Here is a 21159-nt window from a genome sequence, read left to right as displayed (position 1 = left end):
CTCGTGATCGCAGACCATCGAGCGAGCTCACCCGGAGGGCGCGTTCAGTCCGCCGGCGCGGTGGCGCGGATGAGGTGCTCGAAGGCCCCGAGGGCGGCCTTCGCGCCGTCGCCGAGGGCGACGACGATCTGCTTGAACGGCGTGGTCGTCATGTCGCCGGCGGCGAAGAGGCCGGGCACCGAGGTCTGCCCGCGGTCGTTGACGACGACCTCGCCGAGGCGGTTGAGCTCCACCGTCCCCTTGATGAAGGCGGTGTTGGGGAGGAGGCCGATCTGCACGAACACGCCCTCGATCTCGATCTGGTGCTGCTCCTTCGTCTCGGCGTGCTCCCAGCGGAGCCCGACGACCTTCTGCCCGTCGCCCACCACCTCGGTCGTGCGCGCGCGCGTGACGATCTCGACGTTGGGCATGCTCTTGAGCTTGCGGACGAGGACCGCGTCGGCGCGGAGCTCGGGGGCGATCTCGAGCAGGGTGACATGGCCGACCACGCCCGCGAGATCGATCGCCGCCTCGACGCCGGAGTTGCCGCCGCCGATGACGGCGACCCGCTTGCCCTTGAACAGCGGTCCGTCGCAGTGCGGGCAGTACGTCACGCCCTTGGTCCGGTACTCGGCCTCGCCGGGGACGTTCATGTCGCGCCACCGGGCGCCCGTCGCCAGGACGACGCTCTTCGCGCGGAGCGTGGCGCCGCTCGCCAGGCGCAGCTCGAACGGCGAGCCGGGCGTGATCGACTCGACGCGCTCGTGCTTGATGAGCTCGACGGGGTACGCGCGCACGTGCTGCTCGAGCGCCGCCGCGAGCTTGGGCCCGTCGGTCTCCACGACCGAGATGAGGTTCTCGATGGCGAGGGTGTCCATCACCTGCCCGCCGAAGCGCTCGGCGACGATGCCGGTGTCGAGACCCTTGCGCGCCGCGTAGATGGCCGCCGAAGCGCCAGCGGGCCCGCCGCCGACGATGAGCATGTCGAACGGCTTGCGCTGGTCGAGCGCCTCGACGCGCTTCTTCACGGCCGAGCCGTCGTCGACCTTGGCGAGGATCTGCTCGATCTCCATCCGACCCTGGCCGAAGGGCTCGCCGTTCAGAAAGACGGTCGGTACGGCCATGATCTTCCGCTGCTCGACCTCGCCCCGGAAGAGGGCGCCGTCGACGGCGACGTGGCGAACCCTCGGGTTCTTGGCCGCCATCAGGTTCAGCGCCTGCACGACGTCGGGGCAGTTCTGGCACGATTGAGAGAAGTAGGTCTCGAACCGGAGCTCGCCGTCGAGCCGCGCGATCTGCTCGAGCACCTCGGCGCTCACCCTCGGCGGATGGCCGCCGACGTGCAGGAGCGCGAGGATCAGCGAGGTGAGCTCGTGACCGAGCGGGAGCCCCGCGAAGATCACGCGCGGCTCCTCGCCAGGGGAGTGGATGCCGAACGACGGCACGCGCTCGGCGCCCTCGCGCCGCTCGTGGAGCTCGACGAGGGACGAGGCGCTCGCGACGTCGCGCAGGAGCGCGCGCATCTCCTCCGACCCCTGCGAGTCGTCGACGAAGGCGGTGACCGCGACAGGACGGGTCAGCCGTCCGAGGACGTCGCGGAGCTGGGTCTTGATGGAGTCTTCGAGCATGGCTGCGTTCCTTCCGGCGAATACGAGCGGGTCACGAGCGCTGTCGGGCGTCGCCGCGGCTCGCGCGCGCGGCGACGCCCGGACACCTCAGATCTTGCCGACGAGATCGAGCGACGGCTTGAGGGTCTTCGCGCCCTCGTCCCACTTCGCCGGGCAGACCTCGCCCGGGTGCGCGGCGACGTACTGGGCCGCCTTGACCTTGCGGAGCATCTCGGCCGCGTTGCGGCCGATGCCGAGGTCGTGGATCTCGCAGACCTTGATGATGCCCTCGGGGTTCACGAGGAACGAGCCGCGGAGCGCGAGGCCCTCCTCCTCGATGAGCACGCCGAAGTTGCGCGAGAGGGTCGTGGTCGGATCGCCGACGAGCGGGTAGTTGACCTTCTTGATCGCCGCGGACGTGTCGTGCCACGCCTTGTGCGCGAAGTGCGTGTCGGTGGAGACGCCGTAGATCTCGACGCCCAGCTTCTTGAACTCGCCGTAGAGGTCCGCGAGGTCCTCGAGCTCGGTCGGGCACACGAAGGTGAAGTCCGCGGGGTAGAACACGAAGAGCGACCACTTGCCGAGGACCGACTCGTGCGAGACGTCCACGAACTTCCCCTGCTGGAACGCGGTGGCCTTGAACGGTTTGATGCGGGTGTTGATGAGCGACATTCTCTTTTCCTCATTTCGAGGCGGAGGCGTCTCGTGCCTCCGCGCCGTCGAGGGGCAACGTGGTCGTTCTGCGCCCGCGGTGCCAATCGAATGATTTTATGAAACGTTCACTTTTTGTGATACTTACAGGGGCATGGACCTCGAGCAGGTGACGCTCACGCAGCTCCGCTACGCGGTGGCGGTGGAGCAGACCCGCAGCTTCCGCACAGCGGCCGAGCGCTGCCACGTCTCGCAGTCCGGGCTCAGCATGCAGGTCCAGAAGCTCGAGGAGCTCCTGGGTGTCGTGCTGTTCGACCGCAGCAAGAAGCCCGTCCTGGTGACCGAGGAGGGGGCGCGCGCCATCGCTCAGATGCGCGAGATCCTCCGGGAGACGGAGCGGCTCGGTCAGATCGTCGCCGGCGACGACGCTCCGGCCGGGCGCTACCGGCTAGGGATCATCCCGACCCTCGCTCCCACCGTGCTGCCCCTGTTCCTCGATCCCTTCGTGAAGGCACACCCGCGCGTCGAGCTGTTCGTCGAAGAGCTGAAGACCGAGGAGATCATCGAGCGGCTCGCGGCCGACACCCTCGACGCGGGGCTCGCTGCGACGCCGCTCCACGCTCCGGGGCTGAGCGAGACGCCCCTCGGACACGAGGCGATGGTCGCCTATCTCCCCGAGGGCGACCCGCTGCTCGACCGCAAGACCGTCACGCAGGCCAACCTCAGCGATCGCGAGCTGTGGGTGCTCCCGGAGGGGCACTGCTTCCGGAGCCAGGTGCTCTCGTATTGCAGGAGCGGCCAGGCGAGGCCCCCGCGCGGCGTTCAGCTCGAGAGCGGCAGCTTCGAGACGTTGATCGGCCTCGTCGACACCGGGCTCGGAGCGACCGTGCTCCCCGCGCTCGTGGCGCAGGGGCTGCCCGCCGAGAAGCGCCGCGCCCGCGTGCGGCCCCTCGCCCGGCCGATCCCGCTCAGAGAGATCGGGCTCGTCACGTCGCGAACCCAGCTGCGCAGGCGCGTCACCGAGGCGCTCGCGGCCGCGATCCGCGAGCACCTCGGCCGCGCGCTCGGGCCCTCGCCCCCGGGCGGGAGCGTGCTCGATCCGCTCCCCGAGGGCTGACGAGGCGGGTTCGGAGGGTATCCACGCATCGAGGTCATCCGCGCATCGACGATGAGGCGGCGTTCACTGCACAGCCGGCAGGAGCTCGTCCAGAGGCGGGCGCCAGCGCGCGGAAGGTGTTGACCGGATGCACGACCGCTGAGACGTTCGTGGCCGGATGATCGGCCCCGATGCTCCCCGCGGCTCTCCCACCGCGCCCGCGCAGGGCCCGCCTGCGGGGCTCGCGCCGCCCGAACGCCCCGGCTTCGTCGCGGGCCTCAAGGCCGTGCTGGGCGGCTACGGTTACCTCTTTCGCACGCCGGACCTCTGGCCGCTCGCGCTCGTCCCCACGGGCATCGCGCTCGTGCTCATGGTCGTGCTCTCCATCGTCGGCGTGAAGCTCGCGCCTTCGCTCGTCGAGCTGATCGTGAAGGAGCCGGGGACGGGGTGGGGCTGGACCGTGCTCATGGCCGCGCTGCGGATCCTGTCGCTCGCGGTGGTGCTCGTGGCCGCCCTCGCCATCTCGTTCGGGCTCGCGAAGCCGCTCTCGGGGTCCGCGCTGGAGCGGATGGTGCGCAGGGCCGAGGCCGATCTCGGGGCGCCCCCGTGGCCGGAGGTCGGCTTCTTCGCGGACATGGGGCGCGCGCTGCAGTCGTCGCTCGTGGCGCTCGCCTTCACGCTCCCGATCCTCGTCGTCCTCGGCGTCGTGGGTCTCCTCTTCGCGCCGGCGAGCGTCGTCGTCGTCCCGCTCCAGCTCGCGGTGACGGCGCTCGCGGGGGCCTGGGACCTCTGCGACTGCCCGCTGTCGATCCGCGGCGTGCCCGTGGCGGCGCGGATCGATTTCGTGCGCCGGAACCTCGCCGCGGTGATGGGCTTCGGCTTCGGCCTCGCGCTGCTCTCGTTCTTGCCTTGCGCGCTGCTCATCGTGCTCCCGGCCGGCGTCCTCGGGGCGGCTCGGCTCGTCGTCGCGCTCGAGCGGTGGGAGGCCACGGAGCGAGCGCCGCGCTGAGCTCGGGCGTGCGGCGCGCGTTCGCCGTTGCCGCGGGCCGTTCGAGCCGATGGGCGCGCCGTCCTCGTTCGAGAGTGCCGAGGGCCGTGAACCGTGACTGACCACGATCCGGTCGGGCGCGCCCGCGCTCCGGAGCGGGGATGTCCGTCGCGCCGTCGCTACATCCAGAGCCGCGCCACGATCCCGTACGTCCCCGGACCTGGCACACCCCCCTGGTTCGCTCCGCAGATCACGACCTTCTGGCCCGGGTAGACCGCGGCACGCTGGATGTCGCCTGAGTCGCCGACATACAAGGAGAGCACCCCGCCGACTCCGAAGTTGGGATCGAGCCTGCCGTCGCGCAGGTAACGCGCGAGCACCGGTCCGGGGGTGGCGCCCTTCGTCGCATTGCCCACGACCAGGATCCGGCCGTCGGGGAGCACGATCGCGTCCGTCGCCGCGTCGTCGCCGTCGGTGATCGGGAGCGCGACGACGCCCCCGGCGCCGAAGCTCGGGTCGGCCGCGCCGTCCGGGAGGAAGCGGCGGACCTCGAAGTCGGCGCTCCCGCCGTGGCTCGCGCTGCCGGCCACGAGGAGGCGGCCGTCGTCGAGGACGGCGATCGCCGCCGTGCTCTCGGCGATCCCGGACGCGCCGAAGACCAGCTGGCCGTCCGTCCCGAAGGTGGTGTCGGGCTGCCCGTTGGCGAGGAAGCGGGCGAGGATGCCGTCGGACTGGCCCCCCGCGTCCACCTCGCCCACGACGAGGATCCGGCCCTCGCGGTCGGCGACCACGGCCCTCGCGGTGGAGGCGCGGTCGAGCGCCCAGAAGCCGTTCGGCGCGGCAAAGGTGGTGTCGAGCGTCCCATTCGAGGAGACGCGCGCCACCATCATGCGCGCGTCGCGAACGCCGGCGACGAGGATCTTGTCGTTGGCCAGGACGAGCCCATCCACGACCGTCTCTTCGCCGCCCGTGTCGACGAGCGCCTTGCCGGTGTTGCCGAACTGCGGGTCCCCGGTCGCGCCGGTCGCGCTGACGCGCCAGAGGGCGATGTCACGCGGCTCCGGGGTCTCGTGCCAGCCGATCGCGATGATCTTGCCGTCGACCTGGCGCCCCACCGCGAACGACTGGGCCTCGGAGCCCGAGCTGCTCCCGATCCTCGTCGACAGCAAGGCGCCGCCGTTGAAGTCGGGATCCAGCGCGCCGGCGCTGGTCAGGCGCGCGATCTTCATCGACGAGCCGCCGAGGCCGCCGATGCCCCAGCCGGTCGCGAGGATCCGCTCGCCGACCACCTCGATATCGGTGAAATAGCCGCCGTCGTCGTTCCCGAAGCGCACCGGCGCGAGGCCGGTCGCCACGCCGAACGACTCGTCCAGGGAGCCGGGGCGGCCCGTCACGAGCGCGTTCGTCACGGCGGCGGTGCTCTCCAGGGCTCCGGAGGTCGCCTTCAGGGTGAAGGAGATCGTGTTGCCCAGGGCGAGCGGCGCCTCCGCGCCTATCACGACCTCTGCCTTCGTGTCCTTGGCGGCGACCGTGATGGGGTCGATGACGAGGCCCACAGCAGGGCTCACCGCCGCCACCGTCACCTCGCCATCGAAGCCGCCGGTGCGGCGTATCTCGATCTCGACAAGGTTCTTCCCCCCGAGAGGCACCGTGACGTTGGGTGTCAGGATGACGAGCGCGAGACCCATGACGTCAGGAGCGTGACCGCCGCCGCCGGCCTCGCCGCCGCCGGCCTCGCCGCCGCTCCCGCCGCCGCCGACCCCGGAGGTCGCGCCCGCGCTGGCTTGAAACGTCTGGCCGTCGGGTCTGCCCGTGTCTGGATCGTCGCTCACATCATGAATGCCAAGAATCTGCTGGCAGCCCGCGAGAGCGAGCGGGAGCGAGGACATGCTCAGAAGCGGGAGCAGGGCGGCGAGCCGCCGGAGAGGACGCATTGCCGCCATCGTCGCACCCCCCCTCGCGACGTCAACCCGGCTCCTCGGACCGGGCGGCTCGGCACGACCCTCCGCAGCCACCACAGCTGCTCTCGCACCGCGCCGCCGCGTCCGGCTCAGCTCACGAAATCGCCGTCTCTGGTCCCGAGCTGGCGGCGCCGCCCGGGCCGCCGCGAGCCGCTCAGGGCGCGCCGGCCGGCGCCTGCCCTGCCGGCTTCTCCGCGGGCTTCGCGCCCTTGCCGCCGTCGTCGCCGCCCGCGCCGGGCGCCGCCCCGCCGCCCGGCGCCGCCCCGGGAGCGGGCGCTGCCCCACCGCTCGTCGCGGCATCACCCCCTGGCGCCGTCTCCTCGAGCAGCGCGGCCAGCTTCTGCTCGGCGTCCTTGTCGAGCGCGCTCTTCATGTCGAACGTCAGCATCGGCAGCGGGCCCTGGTTCATCGCGGGCAAGCGCCCGTTCCAGCGCTCGAGCGCGCGGTACTGCAGCACCGCGGGCGTCGTCGACAGCCGGATGATCGTGTTCGCCTTGGCCTCGGCGCGCGCGCGGATGAGCAGCGCGTCCGCCTCGCCGCGGGCCCGCTCCCGCGCCGACTCGGCCGCGCCGCGCGCCGTCGCGATCGCCTGGTCGGCCTCCGCCCTCACCTGACGCACCCGGTTCTCGGCCTGGATCGACTTCTGCGTCGCCTCCATCGCCTGGTTGATCGCCGCGGCCACGTTCTCGGGCAGCCGGAGCGCCCCGTTGATCGTGAGCTGATCGATCCGGATGCCGTCCTTCGAGAGCACCAGCTCGAGCTCCTTCACCACGTCGTGGATGAGCTTCGTCTTGCCCGACCCGTAGATCTCCTGGACGGGCATCGTCGACGCGACCGAGTTGAACGCCTCGCGCACCGCGTTGCGAACGTAGCGGTCGGCGAGCCTCATCAGGTCGTTCTCGCGGAAGCGCAGGTACAGGTGCGGCGCCTTGTCCGGCTCGATGTGGAACGACATCCCGATGTCCGCGCCGACGTTGACGCCCTCGGAGGACGAGAACGTGATCGACTCGTCGACCGTGCGGCCCTCGTGCGACGACGCCGTCCAGACCACGTTCTGCACGCTCGTCGGAAACTGCACGATCTGCTCGGTCAGCGGGTTGTAGAACACCCAGCCGGTCACGACCGGGATGTCGTCGACGCCGCGGTTCGAGCCGGCCAGCTTGACCCGGATGCCCACGTGCGCGGCGTCGATCCGCGTCACCGTGGTGCACGCGACGAACAGCATCGCCAGGACGAGCAGGAGGCCGAGCGCGATGCCGCGCGCCGCGCCGGCCCCGCCGCCCGAGCGGCCGAACTTGATGGAGGGGATCTTCGCCATGGGCAGGGTTCTACCTCAACCGCCGCGCCTTACGAGGAGGGCGCTCGCGGCGCGGCGAGGGGCGCGAGGACGGGCGCGCCGCCGATCACCCGTCGCGCGGCGCGCGCGTCCCCTTCGCGTCGCCCGCGCGCTCGCGGCCCGCCCTCGGCCTGCGCCGCCGCTTGACCGACACCCCGCTCGACTGCATCGCGTAGAGGAGCGCCTCCCGGAGGTTCGACAGCGTCTTGATGTTCGACAGATCGAGCCCCAGCGACACCACCGTCTGCGCCACCTCGGGCCGGATGCCGACGACGATGCCCTGCGCCCCGAGCATCGCCACGGCGTCGATGAGCCTCAGCACGTGATCGGCGGTGGCGGCGTCCAGGGCGCTGACCCCGGTCAGATCGATGATCGCGTGACGGCAGCGGGTCCGCGCCACGGCCTCGAGCAGCACCTCCATCATCTGCTGCGCGCGCTCCTCGTCGAGGACGCCGAGCACCGGCATCGTCAGCACCCCCCGCCAGACCTCGATGATCGGCGTCGACAGCGCCCGGATCGCCTCCTGCTGCTGCTCGATGATCGCGAGCCGCTCGTTCAGCATGGCCTGCTGGCGCTTCTTCTCCGTGATGTCCGTCGCGCCGCCCGCCATCTGGAACGGCACGCCCTTGTCGTCCCGCTCGGCCATGCCGCGGGCGAACACGTCGCGGTACTCGCCGTCCTCGTGCCGCAGCCGGTACTCCACCTCGAACGGCCGCCGCTCCTCGAGGTGAGCCCGCAGCGCGGCCTGCATCGCCGCCCGGTCGTCGGGGTGCACGCGCTCGAAGAAGCTCGCGAACGTCCCGCCCCACGCCTCGCGGCGGACGCCGATCATCTGGAGCATACGATCGCTCCACTCCACCGTGTCCTCGCGGATGTTCCAGAACCAGACGCCCTCGTTCGACGCCTCCGCGAAGAGCCGGTAGCGCGCCTCGCTCCTCCGGAGGGCGGCCTCGGCGCGGCGCAGCTCGGCCACGTCGGTGGTGCCGCCGATCCACCGGAAGATGTTCCCCGCCGCGTCGCGCTGCGGCAGCGCGCTGACCACGTGCTCCCGGTAGGTCTGATCGCTCGCCCGCCGCAGGCGGAACTCCGTGTCGTACGGCTCGCCCGTCGTGAGGCTCCGGGTCCACGCCGCCACCGTCTTCGGGACGTCGTCCGGGTGCAGCACCGCGAGCCAGCCCTCGCCGATCATCTGCTCCTCCGTGCGGTCGAAATACTCGAGGACGGCCCGGTTCACGAAGTTCAGCTGGCCGTCCGGGCGCGCGGTCCACACCTGGAGGGGCATGGCGTTCCCGAAGAACCGGAGCTGCGCGTCCAGGTCGCTGAGCGGCGTGTCCAGCAGCGCGGCCCCGCTCGCAGGGCCGCCGGCCCCGCGCACCCGGCTCGGCGGCGGCGCGTCCCGCCCGTCCGGCTCCTCCGCCTCCTCCGGCCCCGCCCAGGAGGCGTCCCCGAGCGCGCGGAGGAGCGGCTCCTCCAGGTCGAGCGTGCGCTCCGCGCGGCTCTCCGCGATCCGCGCGCGCACGAGGCGGAGGAGCACCCTCCGCACCTCCTCCTCGATCCGGCCGCGCAGGTAGTCCTTCGCGCCGACCCTCGACTCGGCGAACCTCACCGACTCCGCCGACAGCTCCGTGACGTCCAGGAAGATCCCGAGCGGCGCGCACGGCCTCGGCGTGATGCGCAGCGCGAGGGTCGCGTCGAGCCGGTGCTCCTCCGCCTCTCCATCCGCGTCGACCCGCACCGTCACGGCGTGCGGTATCGAGACATCGAACGCGCCGCTCATGCTCCGCGTCGCCGCCGGGTCGCCGACCTCGAAGTCCACCGTGAGCCGCGACGGCCTGCCGAGGACCTCGAGATCCCGCTCCTCGCGGCGCCCGACCGGGAGGAGGGCGATCACCTGGCGGTGTATCACGTCCTCGGTCATCGCGAGATCGACGATGCTCCGACCCAACTCCTCGTGCGTCAGCCCTCCGTCCGTCACCGCGTCTCCTTCCCGATACCGCTCTCCCCCCGGTGTCCGTTGACCCTCCTCGCGCCAGGAGGGCAATCCTGCGACGTTAACGCGCCGCGCCGCTCGCAGGAAGCCCTCGCGGCGCTCAGCTCGACGCCGATGTATACCGGCCTATCGCTCGCATCCACACCCCTCGCGCGACGGCGCAGAAGACGAGCGCGCCGAGCGCCGCGGCGGCGGCCGTGCGCGGGGCGATGGTGCCGAGCATCGCCTCCGCCGGGTAGGTGGTCATCAGCGCGAGCGGGACGATCACGGTGAAGACGACGCGCCAGAAGCCGCTGAAGAGCGTGACCGGCCAGCGCGCGAAGTCGAAGATGGAGTTGAAGAGGTACGCCAGGTTGTCGAGGCGCACGACCCAGAACGCGGCGGAGATGACCAGGATGCAGATCGAGTAGAGCACCATCGTCGCCGTCACGAGCAGGCAGAGCGCGAGCGCGACGTGGGCAGGCGCGGGGGAGCGCCCCATCGCGGCGAAGGCATAGACGAAGATCGCCACCGCGGCCGCGGCGTCCACGACCTTGCGGATCTCGAACCGGGCGGTGGAGACGAGGAACTGCGCGTCGGCCGGCTTGAGCAGCGTGAAGTCGAGCGTGCCCTTCCGGATCTGGTCCACCACGCTGATGAGCGACGGGTTCACGGCCCCCTCGAGCACGCCCTTGAGGAGCGTGAACCACCCGACGACGACGAGCGCCCGCTCGTACGTCCAGCCCTGGACCGGCGGCCGGGCGGCGAGCGCGATGTGGAGGGGGACGAGCCCGACCACCGTCCACACGACGGTCATCACCGCGCCGAGCAGGAAATCCCACCGGTATTGCGCCCCGAGCGCGATCGACACCCGCAGCTGGGTCGCGAGCAGCCGGAGGTAACGCACGCCGCTCACCCGCCGAACGCCGAGAACCGCCGGACCCCCGCGCGCCACGCGACGAGCGCCGCGGCGGCGGAGGCGGCGGCGAAGGCCCATTGCGCCGCGAGCTCGGTGAGCGCCCGGCCCGGGCCGAGCAGGCCGGTGATGAGCTCGACCGGGAACGCGAGGCTGTACCGGAACGGCAGGACCCGCGCGAGATCGGCGAGCCACGAGGGGAACAGCTCGATCGGGACGAGGTAGCCGGCGAAGATCATGAAGGCCGCGAGGTAGACGTCGAACACCGCGGTCGAGCTGTCGATGACGAACGCGAGCGAGCCGATCAGCGCCATGGTGAAGAAGTTGATCGCCCAGGCGCCGACGAGGGAGACGACCCACAGCCCGAGCTCGAAGGCCGTCGGCTGGAGCCGCTCGCCCGAGGTCGTGGCGAGCGCGATGACCGCGATGGGCACGCAGAGCGCCGCCCGCAGCGGGAGCGCGGCGAGGTTGTCGGCGGCGTACGAGAAGAGCGGGTGGATCGGCTTGAGCAGGCGCTGCGAGAGGGCGCCGCTCTTGATGTCCATGTTCATCTCCCAGACGAGCCACGAGCCGGTCAGCTGCCGGACGATGAGGATGGCCAGGAAGTACGCCGAGAAGTCGCGCGACCCGAAGCGGCCGACAGGGGCGCTCGCGGCCACCGCCGACCAGAGCGCGAGGCTCACGAGCGGCATCGTCGTCGTGAGCATCCAGATCAGCATCTCGGCCCGGTACGCCAGCGCGGCCGCGAGCCCGACGCGGAGCAGCGTCGGGAACGCCCGGGCGGCCCTCCCGATCCCGCTCACGACGAGGCCTCGCGCGCCGAGCCCGAGGGCTCACCGCTCGGCTCCGCGCCTGATTCTGCGCCTGATTCCGCGCCAGCTTCCACGCCCGGCTCCACCCCCGAAAAGAGCTCGCGCATCACCTCTTCCAGGGGAGGATCCTCGACCGTGAGATCCGTGATGTCGGCCTGGCCCAGCAGCCAGGCCATGGCCTCGCGCAGCTCCGCCTGGGGGACCTGCAGCACCGCGTGGCCGGGGTCGAGCGAGAGGACGGCGCCCACCCGCTCCAGGAGCGCCCGATCGACCGGCTTCTTGAAGTGCAGCGCGACCCGCTTGTGGGGCCGCACACTGCGGACGAGCGCCGCCAGGTCGCCGTCGTACCGCAGCCTGCCCTTGTCGATGACGATGACCCGCGGACAGAGCGCCGCCACGTCGTCCATGTAATGGGACGTGAGCACGATCGTCGCCCCCCGCCGCTCGTTGTAGCGGCGGATGAACTCGCGGACGCCGAGCTGCATCGCCACGTCGAGCCCGATCGTCGGCTCGTCGAGGAACAGGATCTCCGGCCGGTGCAGCAGGGCGGCCGCGAGCTCGCACTTCATGCGCTCGCCGAGCGAGAGCTGCCGCGTCGGCTTCGTCGCGATGGCGGCGATGCCGAGCAGGTCTTCCAGCTCACCGAGGGTCTCCTTGAAATCCGCGTCGCCGATCCCATAGATCGCCCGGTTCACCGCGAAGGTCTCGGCGGGCGGGAGGTCCCACAAAAGCTGCTGCTTTTGGCCCATCACGAGGGTGATCCGCTTGAGGAAGGCGGGGTCGCGGTGCCGCGGGACGAAGCCAGCGACCTCGACCTTGCCGCCCGACGGGTGGAGGAGCCCGGAGAGCACCTTCAGCGTGGTCGTCTTCCCGGCGCCGTTCGGGCCGAGGAAACCGACGCGCTCGCCCGGCGCGATCGAGAACGAGAGGTCCTCGACGGCGTGGACGACCTTGGTGCGGCGCCGGAAGACCGAGCGCACGGTGGCCGAGAAGCCGGCGGCGCGCTCGTGGACCTGGTACGTCTTGGAGAGCGACTCCACCACGATGGAGCTCGACGCCTCTGCCATGGGCGGCGGAGACTAGCACCTCCGCGCCGGAGCTCCCGTGACGGTCGGCGCTCGACCTGGCGATCCCGTCGGCTAATCTCGACACGCAAGGGGGCAACTCGCGCCGGACTTCCCCTATGCCGCAGAGCTTCAAGGACGACACGATCCATGACCCTCCGCTCGCGGCGAGCGGCGCCCGGCCGGCTCCCGATCCCGCGGACGCCGTGGCGACCGGCCCGCGGCAGGTCCTCGCCGGCCGGTACGAGCTCCTCGGGCTGGTCGGCGTCGGCGGGATGGGGAGCGTGTACCGCGCCCGCGACCTGGAGCTCGAGGAGGTCGTCGCGGTCAAGATGCTGCGCCGGGAGCTCAGCGTCGCGCCGGAGGTGATCGATCGGTTCCGGCGCGAGGTGCGGCTCTCGCGCAAGGTGACGCACCCGAACGTGGCGCGGGTCTTCGACATCGGCGAGCACGAGGGCGACCGGTTCCTGACGATGGAGTTCATCGACGGCGAGCCGCTCGCGGCGCTCCTCGCGCGCGAGCGGCGGCTCGGCGTGACCCGCGCGCTGGACGTCGTGGAGGGCGTCTGCGCGGGCCTCGAGGCCGCGCACCGGGCCGGCGTCATCCACCGCGACCTCAAGCCGGACAACGTGCTGCTCGATCGCGACGGGCGCGTCGTCCTGACCGACTTCGGGATCGCGCGCGCGATCGCGCCGGACGGCGAGGCCGGCAAGACGCTGGGCGCGGTCATGGGGACGCCGGCGTACATGGCGCCCGAGCAGGTGCAGGGCGTCGCGGACATCGACGCGCGCGCCGACATCTACGCCCTCGGCGCGATGCTCTACGAGATGCTCACGGGCGAGCGCGCGTGGCAGGGCGACGCGCCGCTCGCCGTCGCCGCGGCGCGGCTCTTCACCGACGCGCCGGATCCGCGGCGCCGGCGGGCCGACCTGCCCGACGCGCTCGTGCACGTGGTGCTCCGCTGCATGGCGCGCGAGCGCGACGAGCGGTATGCGTCCGTCGAGCGCGTCGTGCACGACCTCGCCTCGCTCACCCGACCGGCCACGGTGGCGCCGCCGGCGTTCACACCGCCGCAGGAGCGGACGGCGATCTCCGGGGTGAGCTCGGCGTCGAGCTCCGGGGTGGGCGAGCAGGGCGGCAAGAGCGTCGCGGTCCTGCCGTTCGCGAACCAGGGCCCGCCGTCGGACGCATACCTGGCCGAGGAGCTGACGGACGATCTCATCGACACGCTCTCCATGACCCCGGGCCTGCGGGTGAGGCCGCGCGGCGCGCTCGGGCGGCGCTCGTCCCCCGAGCTCGATCCGCGCGAGATCGGGCGCGAGCTCGGGGTGCAGGTGGTCGTCGGGGGCTCGGTGCGGCGGCGCGACGGGACGGTGCGGATCAACGCGCGGCTGGTCTCCGTCGCCGACGGGTTCCAGCTGTGGGCGAAGCGCTTCGACCGCCCCGAGGCGGAGGTGCTGCGGATCAACGACGAGGTGGCCGAGGCGATCGCCGAGGCGCTGACGCTCGACAGCGCCGCCCCGAACCGCACGGCGCCGAGCGATCCCGTCGCGCTCGACCTGTTCCTGCGCGGGCGCCACGAGTACCGCAGGTTCTGGCCGGAGCACCAGGAGCGGGCGATCGCGCTGTTCGAGCAGGCGCTCTCGCGCGCGCCCGAGGACCCGATGATCCTGTCGGCCTACGCGCTCGCGCGCTCTCGCTTCTGGTTCTTCACCGACCGGGGCGGGGACCTGGCCACGGAGGCGGCGTCGCGCGCCGTCGCCGCGGCGCCCGGGCTGCCGGACGCGCGGCTCGCGATGGCGTCGGTGCGGTTCCAGCGCCTCGACGTCGTCGGGGCGATGCGCGAGCTCAAGGCGGCGCTCGCGTGCCGCTCGGGGAACGCCGAGGCAGAGGGCCTCATCGGGCACATCCTGCTCGAGTGCGGCGCCTTCGAGGAGGGCGCGCGGCGCGCGCGGTCGGCGCTGGCGCGCGACCCGGAGGTGGTGCTGGCCGCGCAGGCGCTGGCGCGCGCGTACACGCTGCTGGGCAGGTGGTCGGACGCCCACGAGGTGATCCGGGCGCACCCGACGGTGGGGAGCGGATCGGGCTACACCGTCCTCAGGATCCGCCGCGTGCTCTGGCAGCGCGACCCGGAGGTCGTCGAGATGCTCTCTCAGAAGCGCGTGAGCGAGGCCTTCCCGGACCTCCCCGCGCCGTTCGCGCAGGTGGTCGCGGACCTCATCGAGGGGCGGCTCTCGGATGTCCGGCCCATGCCGGTCGAGGGGGAGCGCCCGCCCGTCACGGCGCTGCGGCGCACGTCGTTCATCCGGCAGCTCCAGGCGGAGTTCGCGGCCTTCCTCGGCCAGCGCGAGCTCGCGCTCGCCGCGCTCGAGCTCTCGCTGGCCGACGGCCTGTTCGATCTGATCTGGCTCGAGCGCTGCCCGGTCCTCGCGTCCCTGCGCGACGATCCGCGGTATGCGGCCGTCCACGCGGAGGTGCACCGGCGGGCCTCCGCGGTGGTCGCGGTCTACCGCGAGCGCTGAGGCGCGGCGTTCGGCCGCCGTGGTTGCGGTCGACCGCGAGCGCCGAGGCGCGGCGCTCAGCTCGGCGCGGGAAAAAACGCTCAGCTCGGCGCGCGGAAGAGCGCGAGCACGCCGGTGTAGAGGGCGAGCTTGGCCTGACCTCGGGCCCAGGGCGCGATCTCGAAGCTCGAGTGCATGCCGGCGATCGGGAGGTCGGCGAAGCGCTGGCGCAGGATGCGCGCCTCGACGTCGGGCGTGCCGTACAGGCCCTGGCCGCGCCCGGCGCAGGTCAGGTAGAGCGCGAAGCGGGGGGCCGACCCGAGCGCGCTCCGGGACACCTGCCGGGCGATCCCCTCGAGCCCGGCGCGTCCGATGGCGGCGTCGCGCACGGCGAAGGCGAGGCGCGCGCCGGGCTTCGCCTCGTCGCCGAGCAGGAGCCCCCGCCGCGTCGGATCGATGCCGCGGACCGGCCGCAGCACGTAACGTACGGAGTGGGCCTGCGGCGCCTCGGCGGCGTCGCCGCGCGGCTCGCCTCCGTCGGCGCCCGGCTCCTGCGGCGGATCGGCCAGCGCGGCGAGGATGAGCTGCTGCGTGCCGGGCGGCTCGCCGAGCGCCGCGGTCGCGGCGGAGAGCAGGTCGAGCGCCGGCCGCCCGCCGGCGCGCAGCACGATGCCGCCGCTTGCTTCCTCGATGCGATGGAAGCCGGAGAGCAGCCTGGCGGCCGGCGACGCGTCGACGAGCGGCGGGGCGAACCCCGTGATGGCGAGGCCCGTCATCGGCCCCTCGAGGAGCTCGCCCTGCGACGTCACGCCGATCGCGGAGCCGGACGCCGTTCCGGCGCCGAACAGGCACGTGCTCGGCGCGGAGAAGGCGAGCGCCTCGATCCGCTCGGGCGCAAACGCCCCGGGCCGGGCGAAGAGGATGGCCGTCGCGCAGCGGTCGCCGACGGTGCGGGCGAGCGCCTCGCGCAGGAGGCGGCTCGGATCCTCGGCGCGCTCGGGCAGCGCGAAGGGGGTGACCTGCCCGCCGGACCACAGCACGCCGCTGGCGCCCGTGTCCCCCTCGATCTCGCCGCGCTCGCTGAGCACGCCCGCGGCCGGCACGACGCAGGCGGGGATGCCGCGCCAGGCGCCACGGACGAGCTCGGCGACGGCCGAGGCGCGCTGGGCGAGCTGTCCGGAAACGAAGAGGACGCCGCCCGACGCCGACGGGACCGCGCTTCGCAGGTCCGCCAGATGGTGAACAAGGCCATCCGGCCCACAGGTCGCGGAGAAGCTTCGTGCCATGGCTGGCCCACCCATCCTAACCGAGCCGCCGACCACTCGACAGGCCCCGCCCAAGAAGTTTATCGTGCGACAGTCGCGCCGGCGCTTCGGGGATTTCCTCACAGGACGGCGAGCGAAGGACCGGGCAAGCTCGATGAGGATCCAATCATTTGGCCGCACCGATGTCGGGCGCCACCGGCGCGCCAATGAGGACGCGTTCTTCCGGGACGACGAGCTCCGCCTCTACATCGTCGCGGACGGCATGGGCGGGCACGCGGCCGGCGAGGTCGCGAGCGCCGAGGCGGTCGAGACGATCTACGGCATGGTGAAGCGGGGCCTCCCCGCCATCGGCGACCCGAACGAGCCGCTGACGCAGCCCAAGGCGCGCGCCGTGCTGCGCATCCTCGAGGGCGCGATCCAGGCGGCGACGTACATGGTCTTCGCGATCGCCGAGCTCGATCGCGACAAGAGCGGCATGGGCACGACGATCAGCGCGGCGCTCATCGTCGGCGGCGCGCTCGTCACGGGCCAGGTGGGCGACAGCCGCATCTACCAGGTCCGCAACGGGACCGCGGTGCAGATGACCGAGGATCACACGCTGATCGCGTGGCAGATCAAGAACGGCCTCATCTCCGTGGACGAGGCCAAGAGCTCGCCGCACCGCAACGTGATCACGCGCGCGGTCGGCAACCGGGACTACGTCGAGGTCGACACCTCGATCGTCGCCGTGGAGGAGGGCGATCGGTACCTGCTCTGCTCCGACGGGCTGCACGGGTATCTCCACGCCGAGGAGGAGATCGCGACCATCGCCTCGAAGGGCGGCGACACAGCGGTCGACCTCTTCATCGACCTCGCGAATCGGCGCGGGGGGCGGGACAACATCACGGCGGTGCTGGTCGAGGTGGGCTGACGCGCCCGCTCGAAAGTCGGCTACGCTGCCCGCATGGCGCTGAAGGACAGACTGGTCACCGAGGGCATGAAGCTCGCCACGAACCCGAACGTGGCGAAGCTGATGCAGGACGAGCGGTTCATGCGGCTGTTCATGACGGCGATGAGCGTGCCCGGCCGGGTCTCCTCGTTCACCGCGGAGCAGAAGGAGACGTTCGCCAAGGCGATGGGCCTCGCGACCGTCGAGGAGGTCCGCGACCTCAAGCGGACGGTGGCCTCGCTGGAGCGCGAGCTCGCGAAGCTCAGGCGCGAAGGCTGAGCCCAGGGGGGCGGGAACGGTGGGGGTTCCGGCGGCGCGGCGCGCGAGGCGCCGCGCCCCCGAGGAGGGTCACTTCGTGTCGCCGCGCGCGTAGATGCTGGCCACGTAGTCGAGCACGTCGCGCGCCGAGACCTCGTTGTACCCGAAGTACTTGATCATCCGGGTCTTGATGATGTCGATCTTCTCCTGCGTCTCCTTGTCGATGACGCTCGACACGAGGGTCTGGAGCTTGATCGCGTCCTTCTGATCCTCGAACAGCTTGAGCTCGAGGGCGCGGCGCAGCCTGTCGTTCGTGTGCCACTCGAACTTCTTGCCGTCGACCGCGAGCGCGCCGATGTAGTTCATGATCTCGCGGCGGAAGTCGTCCTTGCGGTTCTCGGGGATGTCGATCTTCTCCTCGATCGAGCGCATCAGCCGCTCGTCGGGCTCGACGTCCTCGCGGGTGAAGCGGTCCTTCACCTTCTCCTTCAGGGTGTAGGCCTTGATCGAGTCGATGTAGTTCGCGGCGAGCTTCTGGATCGCGTCCTCGTCCGCGCTGATCGCCCGCTGCACCTCGTTCTTGACGATCTCCTCGTACTCGCGCTTCACCATCCCGATGCACTCGGTGAAGCGCTTGCGCTGCTCGTCGTTCGTGATGAGCGAGTGGTGCCTGAGGCCCTTCTCGAGCTCGCTCATGACCATGAAGGGGTTGATCGTCCCCTCGCCGAGGTCGTTGACGAGCGCGTTCGAGATCTTGTCCTGCACGTAGCGGGGGCTGATGCCCTCCATGCCCTCGCGCGACGCCTCCTTGCGGAGCTCCTTCACGGTGTCCTGCGTGTAGCCGGGCAGGACCTTGCCGTCGTAGAGCTTCATCTTCTGGACGAGCGAGAGGTTGTGCTTCTTCGGGTCCTCGAGCCGGGTGAGCGCGGCCCACATCGCGGCGACCTCGAGCGTGTGCGGGGCGATGTGCTTGCCGCGGATCTTGTCCTTGTTGAAGTCCTTCTCGTAGATCCGGATCTCCTCCGACACCTTCGTGATGTAGGGGATATCGATCTTGATCGTGCGGTCGCGGAGGGCCTCCATGAACTCGTTGTTCAGGAGCTTCTTGTACTCGGCCTCGTTGGTGTGGCCGATGATCACCTCGTCGACGTCCGTCTGGGCGAACTTCTTCGGCTTGATCTTGTGCTCCTGCGACGCGCCGAGCAGGTCGTAGAGGAACGCGACGTCGAGCTTGAGCACCTCGATGAACTCGACGATGCCGCGGTTCGCGATGTTGAACTCGCCGTCGAAGTTGAAGGCGCGCGGGTCCGAGTCCGAGCCGTACTCCGCGATCTTGCGGTAGTTGATGTCGCCGGTGAGCTCGGTCGAGTCCTGGTTCTTCTCGTCCTTCGGCTGGAAGGTGCCGATGCCGACGCGGTCCTTCTCGCTGAGCACGAGGCGGCGCACGCGCACGTGCTGCATCACCTTCGACCAGTCGCCGCCGTACTTGTCCATCAGGCGGTTGAAGATGAAGCGGCACGCCGGGTCGAGATCGCCCTCGGTGCGGACGTGGTGCTGCGCGCTCGACAGGCCGAGCTCGCGGAACGCGCGCTCGCGCCACGCCGGCGGGACGAGGCGCAGCGGCTCCTCGTGCATCGGGCACTTGAAGCGGGCGCTCTCCGTCCCGGCCATGCCGACGTCGTCGAGGTTCACCCAGTCGAACGTGTAGAGCGCGCCGTCGGGCGTCGTCGAGTAGTGCTCGATGCCCTTCTTGAGGAGCCGGGCGATCGTCGACTTCGACGAGCCGACCGGGCCGTGCAGCAGGATGACGCGCTTCTCCGGGCCGTAGCCCTCCGAGGCCGCCCGGAGCACGTGGACGAGCCGCATCAGCGGGATGTCGAGCCCGTACACGGCGTCGGCGCCGCCGTGCATCTCGTCCTTGAAGAAGTTGTACCGGATGAGCTTCTTCTTGTTGTCCGTGTACTCCTCGATGCCGTAGCGGATGATCATGTCGTACGCCCGCTGGAACGCGTTGCGCGTCACCTGCGGGTTCTGGCGCACGATCTGGAGGTACTCTTCGAACGTGCCCTCCCACGCGAGATCGCGGTAGAGCGCGAAGTCCTGCATCGCCGCGATCTTCTCAACCATCCCTGTCCGCAACTCGCCCATTTCGCACCCTTTTTCTCCAGGGCGACCGCGGGGCGGCCATGGCCGCCGGAGGTGCGGGGACAGATCTCGGCTCGCCGAGCTCCGCCCCCGTCTCGCGTCGCGCGCCCAGGGGGAAGAAGCCAAGCTTAACACCGATCACGGGGAGGCAAGTCACCGCGCCCCGAGGCTCCGTTCATCCCATCCGGAACGGGAGCGCGCGCGGAGCGGCCGGTCGCGCCGGTGGAAGGCCGCAGGAGGTGCGAGGGCGACCGCGGGGAGGCGACGTCAGCGAGGTGTGGCCCCGCCAGAGCGCGCTCCCTGCGCGCTTCCCCACGTAAGCCCGCCGCTCTCGACGACGCCGGGCCAGGAGTCGACGTACTCCGACGGCTCGCCTGGGGCGGAGATGTCGATCCAGAAGAGGCGCCCAGCGCCGGGGCGGCGCACGTCGACATGGACGAACTTGCTGTTCGGGTAGAACCCGCAGCCGACGTCGTCGAGCGTGCGACAGAACTGAAACAGCGCCGTGTTCGGGACGCCCATCACGTGGATGTCCATGGCGCGCCCCTCGGCGTGCTGGCTGTGATGTGTGCCGGAGGCCCTGCGCGCGCCCGGCGCGTCGCGCGTCGCCGGCGCGCGCGGCCTGTACCCGCTGTAGATGTGGATCCCGCGGCGCGGGAAGGCGTCGGCGATCTGCTGGAGCAGCCAGAGCAGGCGCGGGTGGACGACGCGGACCTGGGGCACCCACTCGAGCGCCCGCTGCCAGGTGTCGGCGTCGGGCTCGTCGGGCAGCTCGTCGCCCGGGTCGGGCGCTTCGGGCGGACGGGCCATGATCGACAGGCGATCGAGCGCGCCGGGCGCGACGGAGCCGTCGCAGCGCACGAGCTCGAAGGCGTCGTGCTGGCCGCCGTACCGGGCGAACTGGACCGGGCCTCGGCGGCAACGCCAGTCGGGCAGCTGCTTCTTCGGCAGATCCCAGAGCACGTCGAAGCCGTTCGAGGCGAGGCTCGGCCCGGTGGTCGCGAGGACCGGCGGGCTCACGATCGGATCGAGCGGGCGGAGCCACGCCGAGGCGGCCGGCTCGATGTGGAGGGGGCCGGGCAGCTCGAAGGGGGCGAACGGGGAGTAGGCGCTCGCGAACGCCGAGGAGCCGAGGGCGGGGTCGGAGAGCCCGCGCTCGCCGAGCGCGTCCGCGGCGTCCGGCCGCGCGCCGCCCCAGGCGAGCTGCCACCACGGCTGCTGCGACCATTTCCCGTAGGCGCTGCTCAGGTAGAGCCGGAACGGTCCGGGCCGCTCGACGGCGGCGTTGCGGAAGGCGCGGAGGAGCGGCAGCTCCGGCGCGAGCGTCTCGTTCAGGTTGAAGCTGGCGCGCCTGGGCGGCTCGTCGAGCAGGCCGGCGCTGGCGCGCTGCGGGGCGGCGACGAGCAGCGCAGCGAGGCCGAGGGCGGCGGCGATGCTGTGGACGGCGGCGCGGGACGTTGCCGGCATGGGGATCGACGAGGAGCGCGAATCGAGCGAGGGAAGGTAGCGCACCCGGCGGGCGGGCGACCCTGATTTGCCACAAACCTCCAGCTCGGGGGATGAAAACGCACCTACGGGGGCTCAGGGGCAAGCCACGGGGCTCATGGGCAGGTCGCGGGGCTCATGGGCAGGCCGCGGGGCCCAGGGGCGGGCCGCGGGGCTCAGGGGCAGGTCGCGGGGCTC

The 21159-nt window shown here is 71.6% G+C and carries 15 protein-coding genes and 1 pseudogene; 5 read left to right on the top strand and 11 right to left on the bottom strand.

The features are described 5' to 3' along the window. Positions 1-44: 44 nt before the first annotated feature. Both ahpF and ahpC read right to left on the bottom strand, forming a co-directional pair. Positions 45-1607, bottom strand: a complete 1563-nt coding sequence (ahpF, locus tag WME90_RS36375; RefSeq protein ID WP_437276657.1) for an alkyl hydroperoxide reductase subunit F — start codon at positions 1605-1607, stop codon at positions 45-47. A gap of 87 nt (positions 1608-1694) precedes the next feature. Further along, on the bottom strand, positions 1695-2258 hold the full coding sequence (gene ahpC / locus WME90_RS36370) for an alkyl hydroperoxide reductase subunit C (RefSeq protein WP_437276656.1): 564 nt from the start codon (positions 2256-2258) through the stop codon (positions 1695-1697). Between the two features lie 133 nt (positions 2259-2391). On the opposite strand from ahpC, the gene WME90_RS36365 reads away from it, so the two are divergent. After that, complete coding sequence (locus WME90_RS36365; protein WP_437276655.1) at positions 2392-3354, top strand: hydrogen peroxide-inducible genes activator; 963 nt, start codon at positions 2392-2394, stop codon at positions 3352-3354. 157 nt (positions 3355-3511) lie between these two features. Continuing rightward, on the top strand, positions 3512-4342 hold the full coding sequence (locus WME90_RS36360; RefSeq protein ID WP_437276654.1) for an EI24 domain-containing protein: 831 nt from the start codon (positions 3512-3514) through the stop codon (positions 4340-4342). 158 nt (positions 4343-4500) lie between these two features. Here the strand turns inward: WME90_RS36360 and WME90_RS36355 are convergent, their stop codons facing one another. From WME90_RS36355 to WME90_RS36330, 6 genes and pseudogenes are all read right to left on the bottom strand, one after another. Beyond that, entirely contained in the window at positions 4501-6153 is a 1653-nt protein-coding gene (locus WME90_RS36355) for a hypothetical protein (protein WP_437276653.1), read from the bottom strand. A 283-nt stretch (positions 6154-6436) separates the two neighbouring features. Next, positions 6437-7600 carry a prohibitin family protein gene (locus WME90_RS36350; protein ID WP_437276652.1) on the bottom strand — a complete coding sequence of 388 codons (1164 nt, stop codon included), beginning with the start codon at positions 7598-7600 and terminating at the stop codon, positions 6437-6439. An 85-nt stretch (positions 7601-7685) separates the two neighbouring features. Next, positions 7686-9593, bottom strand: coding sequence for a PAS domain-containing protein (locus WME90_RS36345; RefSeq protein WP_437276651.1), 1908 nt, complete (start codon positions 9591-9593; stop codon positions 7686-7688). Between the two features lie 115 nt (positions 9594-9708). Continuing rightward, complete coding sequence (locus tag WME90_RS36340) at positions 9709-10494, bottom strand: ABC transporter permease (RefSeq protein WP_437283707.1); 786 nt, start codon at positions 10492-10494, stop codon at positions 9709-9711. A 5-nt stretch (positions 10495-10499) separates the two neighbouring features. Next, on the bottom strand, positions 10500-11306 hold the full coding sequence (locus tag WME90_RS36335; protein WP_437276650.1) for an ABC transporter permease: 807 nt from the start codon (positions 11304-11306) through the stop codon (positions 10500-10502). After that, a pseudogene (locus WME90_RS36330) lies at positions 11303-12241 on the bottom strand (ABC transporter ATP-binding protein); the annotation flags it as partial. The gene WME90_RS36335 and the pseudogene WME90_RS36330, both read right to left, overlap by 4 nt. A gap of 257 nt (positions 12242-12498) precedes the next feature. On the opposite strand from WME90_RS36330, the gene WME90_RS36325 reads away from it, so the two are divergent. Beyond that, positions 12499-14901 carry a protein kinase domain-containing protein gene (locus WME90_RS36325; RefSeq protein ID WP_437276649.1) on the top strand — a complete coding sequence of 801 codons (2403 nt, stop codon included), beginning with the start codon at positions 12499-12501 and terminating at the stop codon, positions 14899-14901. 80 nt (positions 14902-14981) lie between these two features. Here the strand turns inward: WME90_RS36325 and WME90_RS36320 are convergent, their stop codons facing one another. Next, positions 14982-16166 (bottom strand): FIST signal transduction protein, encoded by a 1185-nt coding sequence (locus WME90_RS36320; RefSeq protein WP_437276648.1) that lies wholly within the window; start codon positions 16164-16166, stop codon positions 14982-14984. A 133-nt stretch (positions 16167-16299) separates the two neighbouring features. On the opposite strand from WME90_RS36320, the gene WME90_RS36315 reads away from it, so the two are divergent. Both WME90_RS36315 and WME90_RS36310 read left to right on the top strand, forming a co-directional pair. Next, entirely contained in the window at positions 16300-17055 is a 756-nt protein-coding gene (locus WME90_RS36315; protein WP_437276647.1) for a PP2C family protein-serine/threonine phosphatase, read from the top strand. A gap of 33 nt (positions 17056-17088) precedes the next feature. Beyond that, entirely contained in the window at positions 17089-17352 is a 264-nt protein-coding gene (locus WME90_RS36310; protein ID WP_437276646.1) for a hypothetical protein, read from the top strand. A gap of 69 nt (positions 17353-17421) precedes the next feature. Here the strand turns inward: WME90_RS36310 and WME90_RS36305 are convergent, their stop codons facing one another. Beyond that, positions 17422-19479, bottom strand: coding sequence for a PrkA family serine protein kinase (locus WME90_RS36305; RefSeq protein ID WP_437276645.1), 2058 nt, complete (start codon positions 19477-19479; stop codon positions 17422-17424). Positions 19480-19743: 264 nt separating this feature from the next. Next, the gene (locus tag WME90_RS36300) at positions 19744-20943 is read right to left on the bottom strand and encodes a YcbK family protein (protein WP_437276644.1); all 1200 of its coding nucleotides are present in this window, start codon (positions 20941-20943) and stop codon (positions 19744-19746) included. Between the last annotated feature and the right edge of the window lie 216 nt (positions 20944-21159).

It is taken from the genome of Sorangium sp. So ce375 (assembly GCF_051473855.1).
Lineage (GTDB): Bacteria > Myxococcota_A > Polyangia > Polyangiales > Polyangiaceae > Sorangium.
Note: the sequence above shows the minus strand (reverse complement) of the source record. Positions and strands in the feature narration are given on the sequence as shown.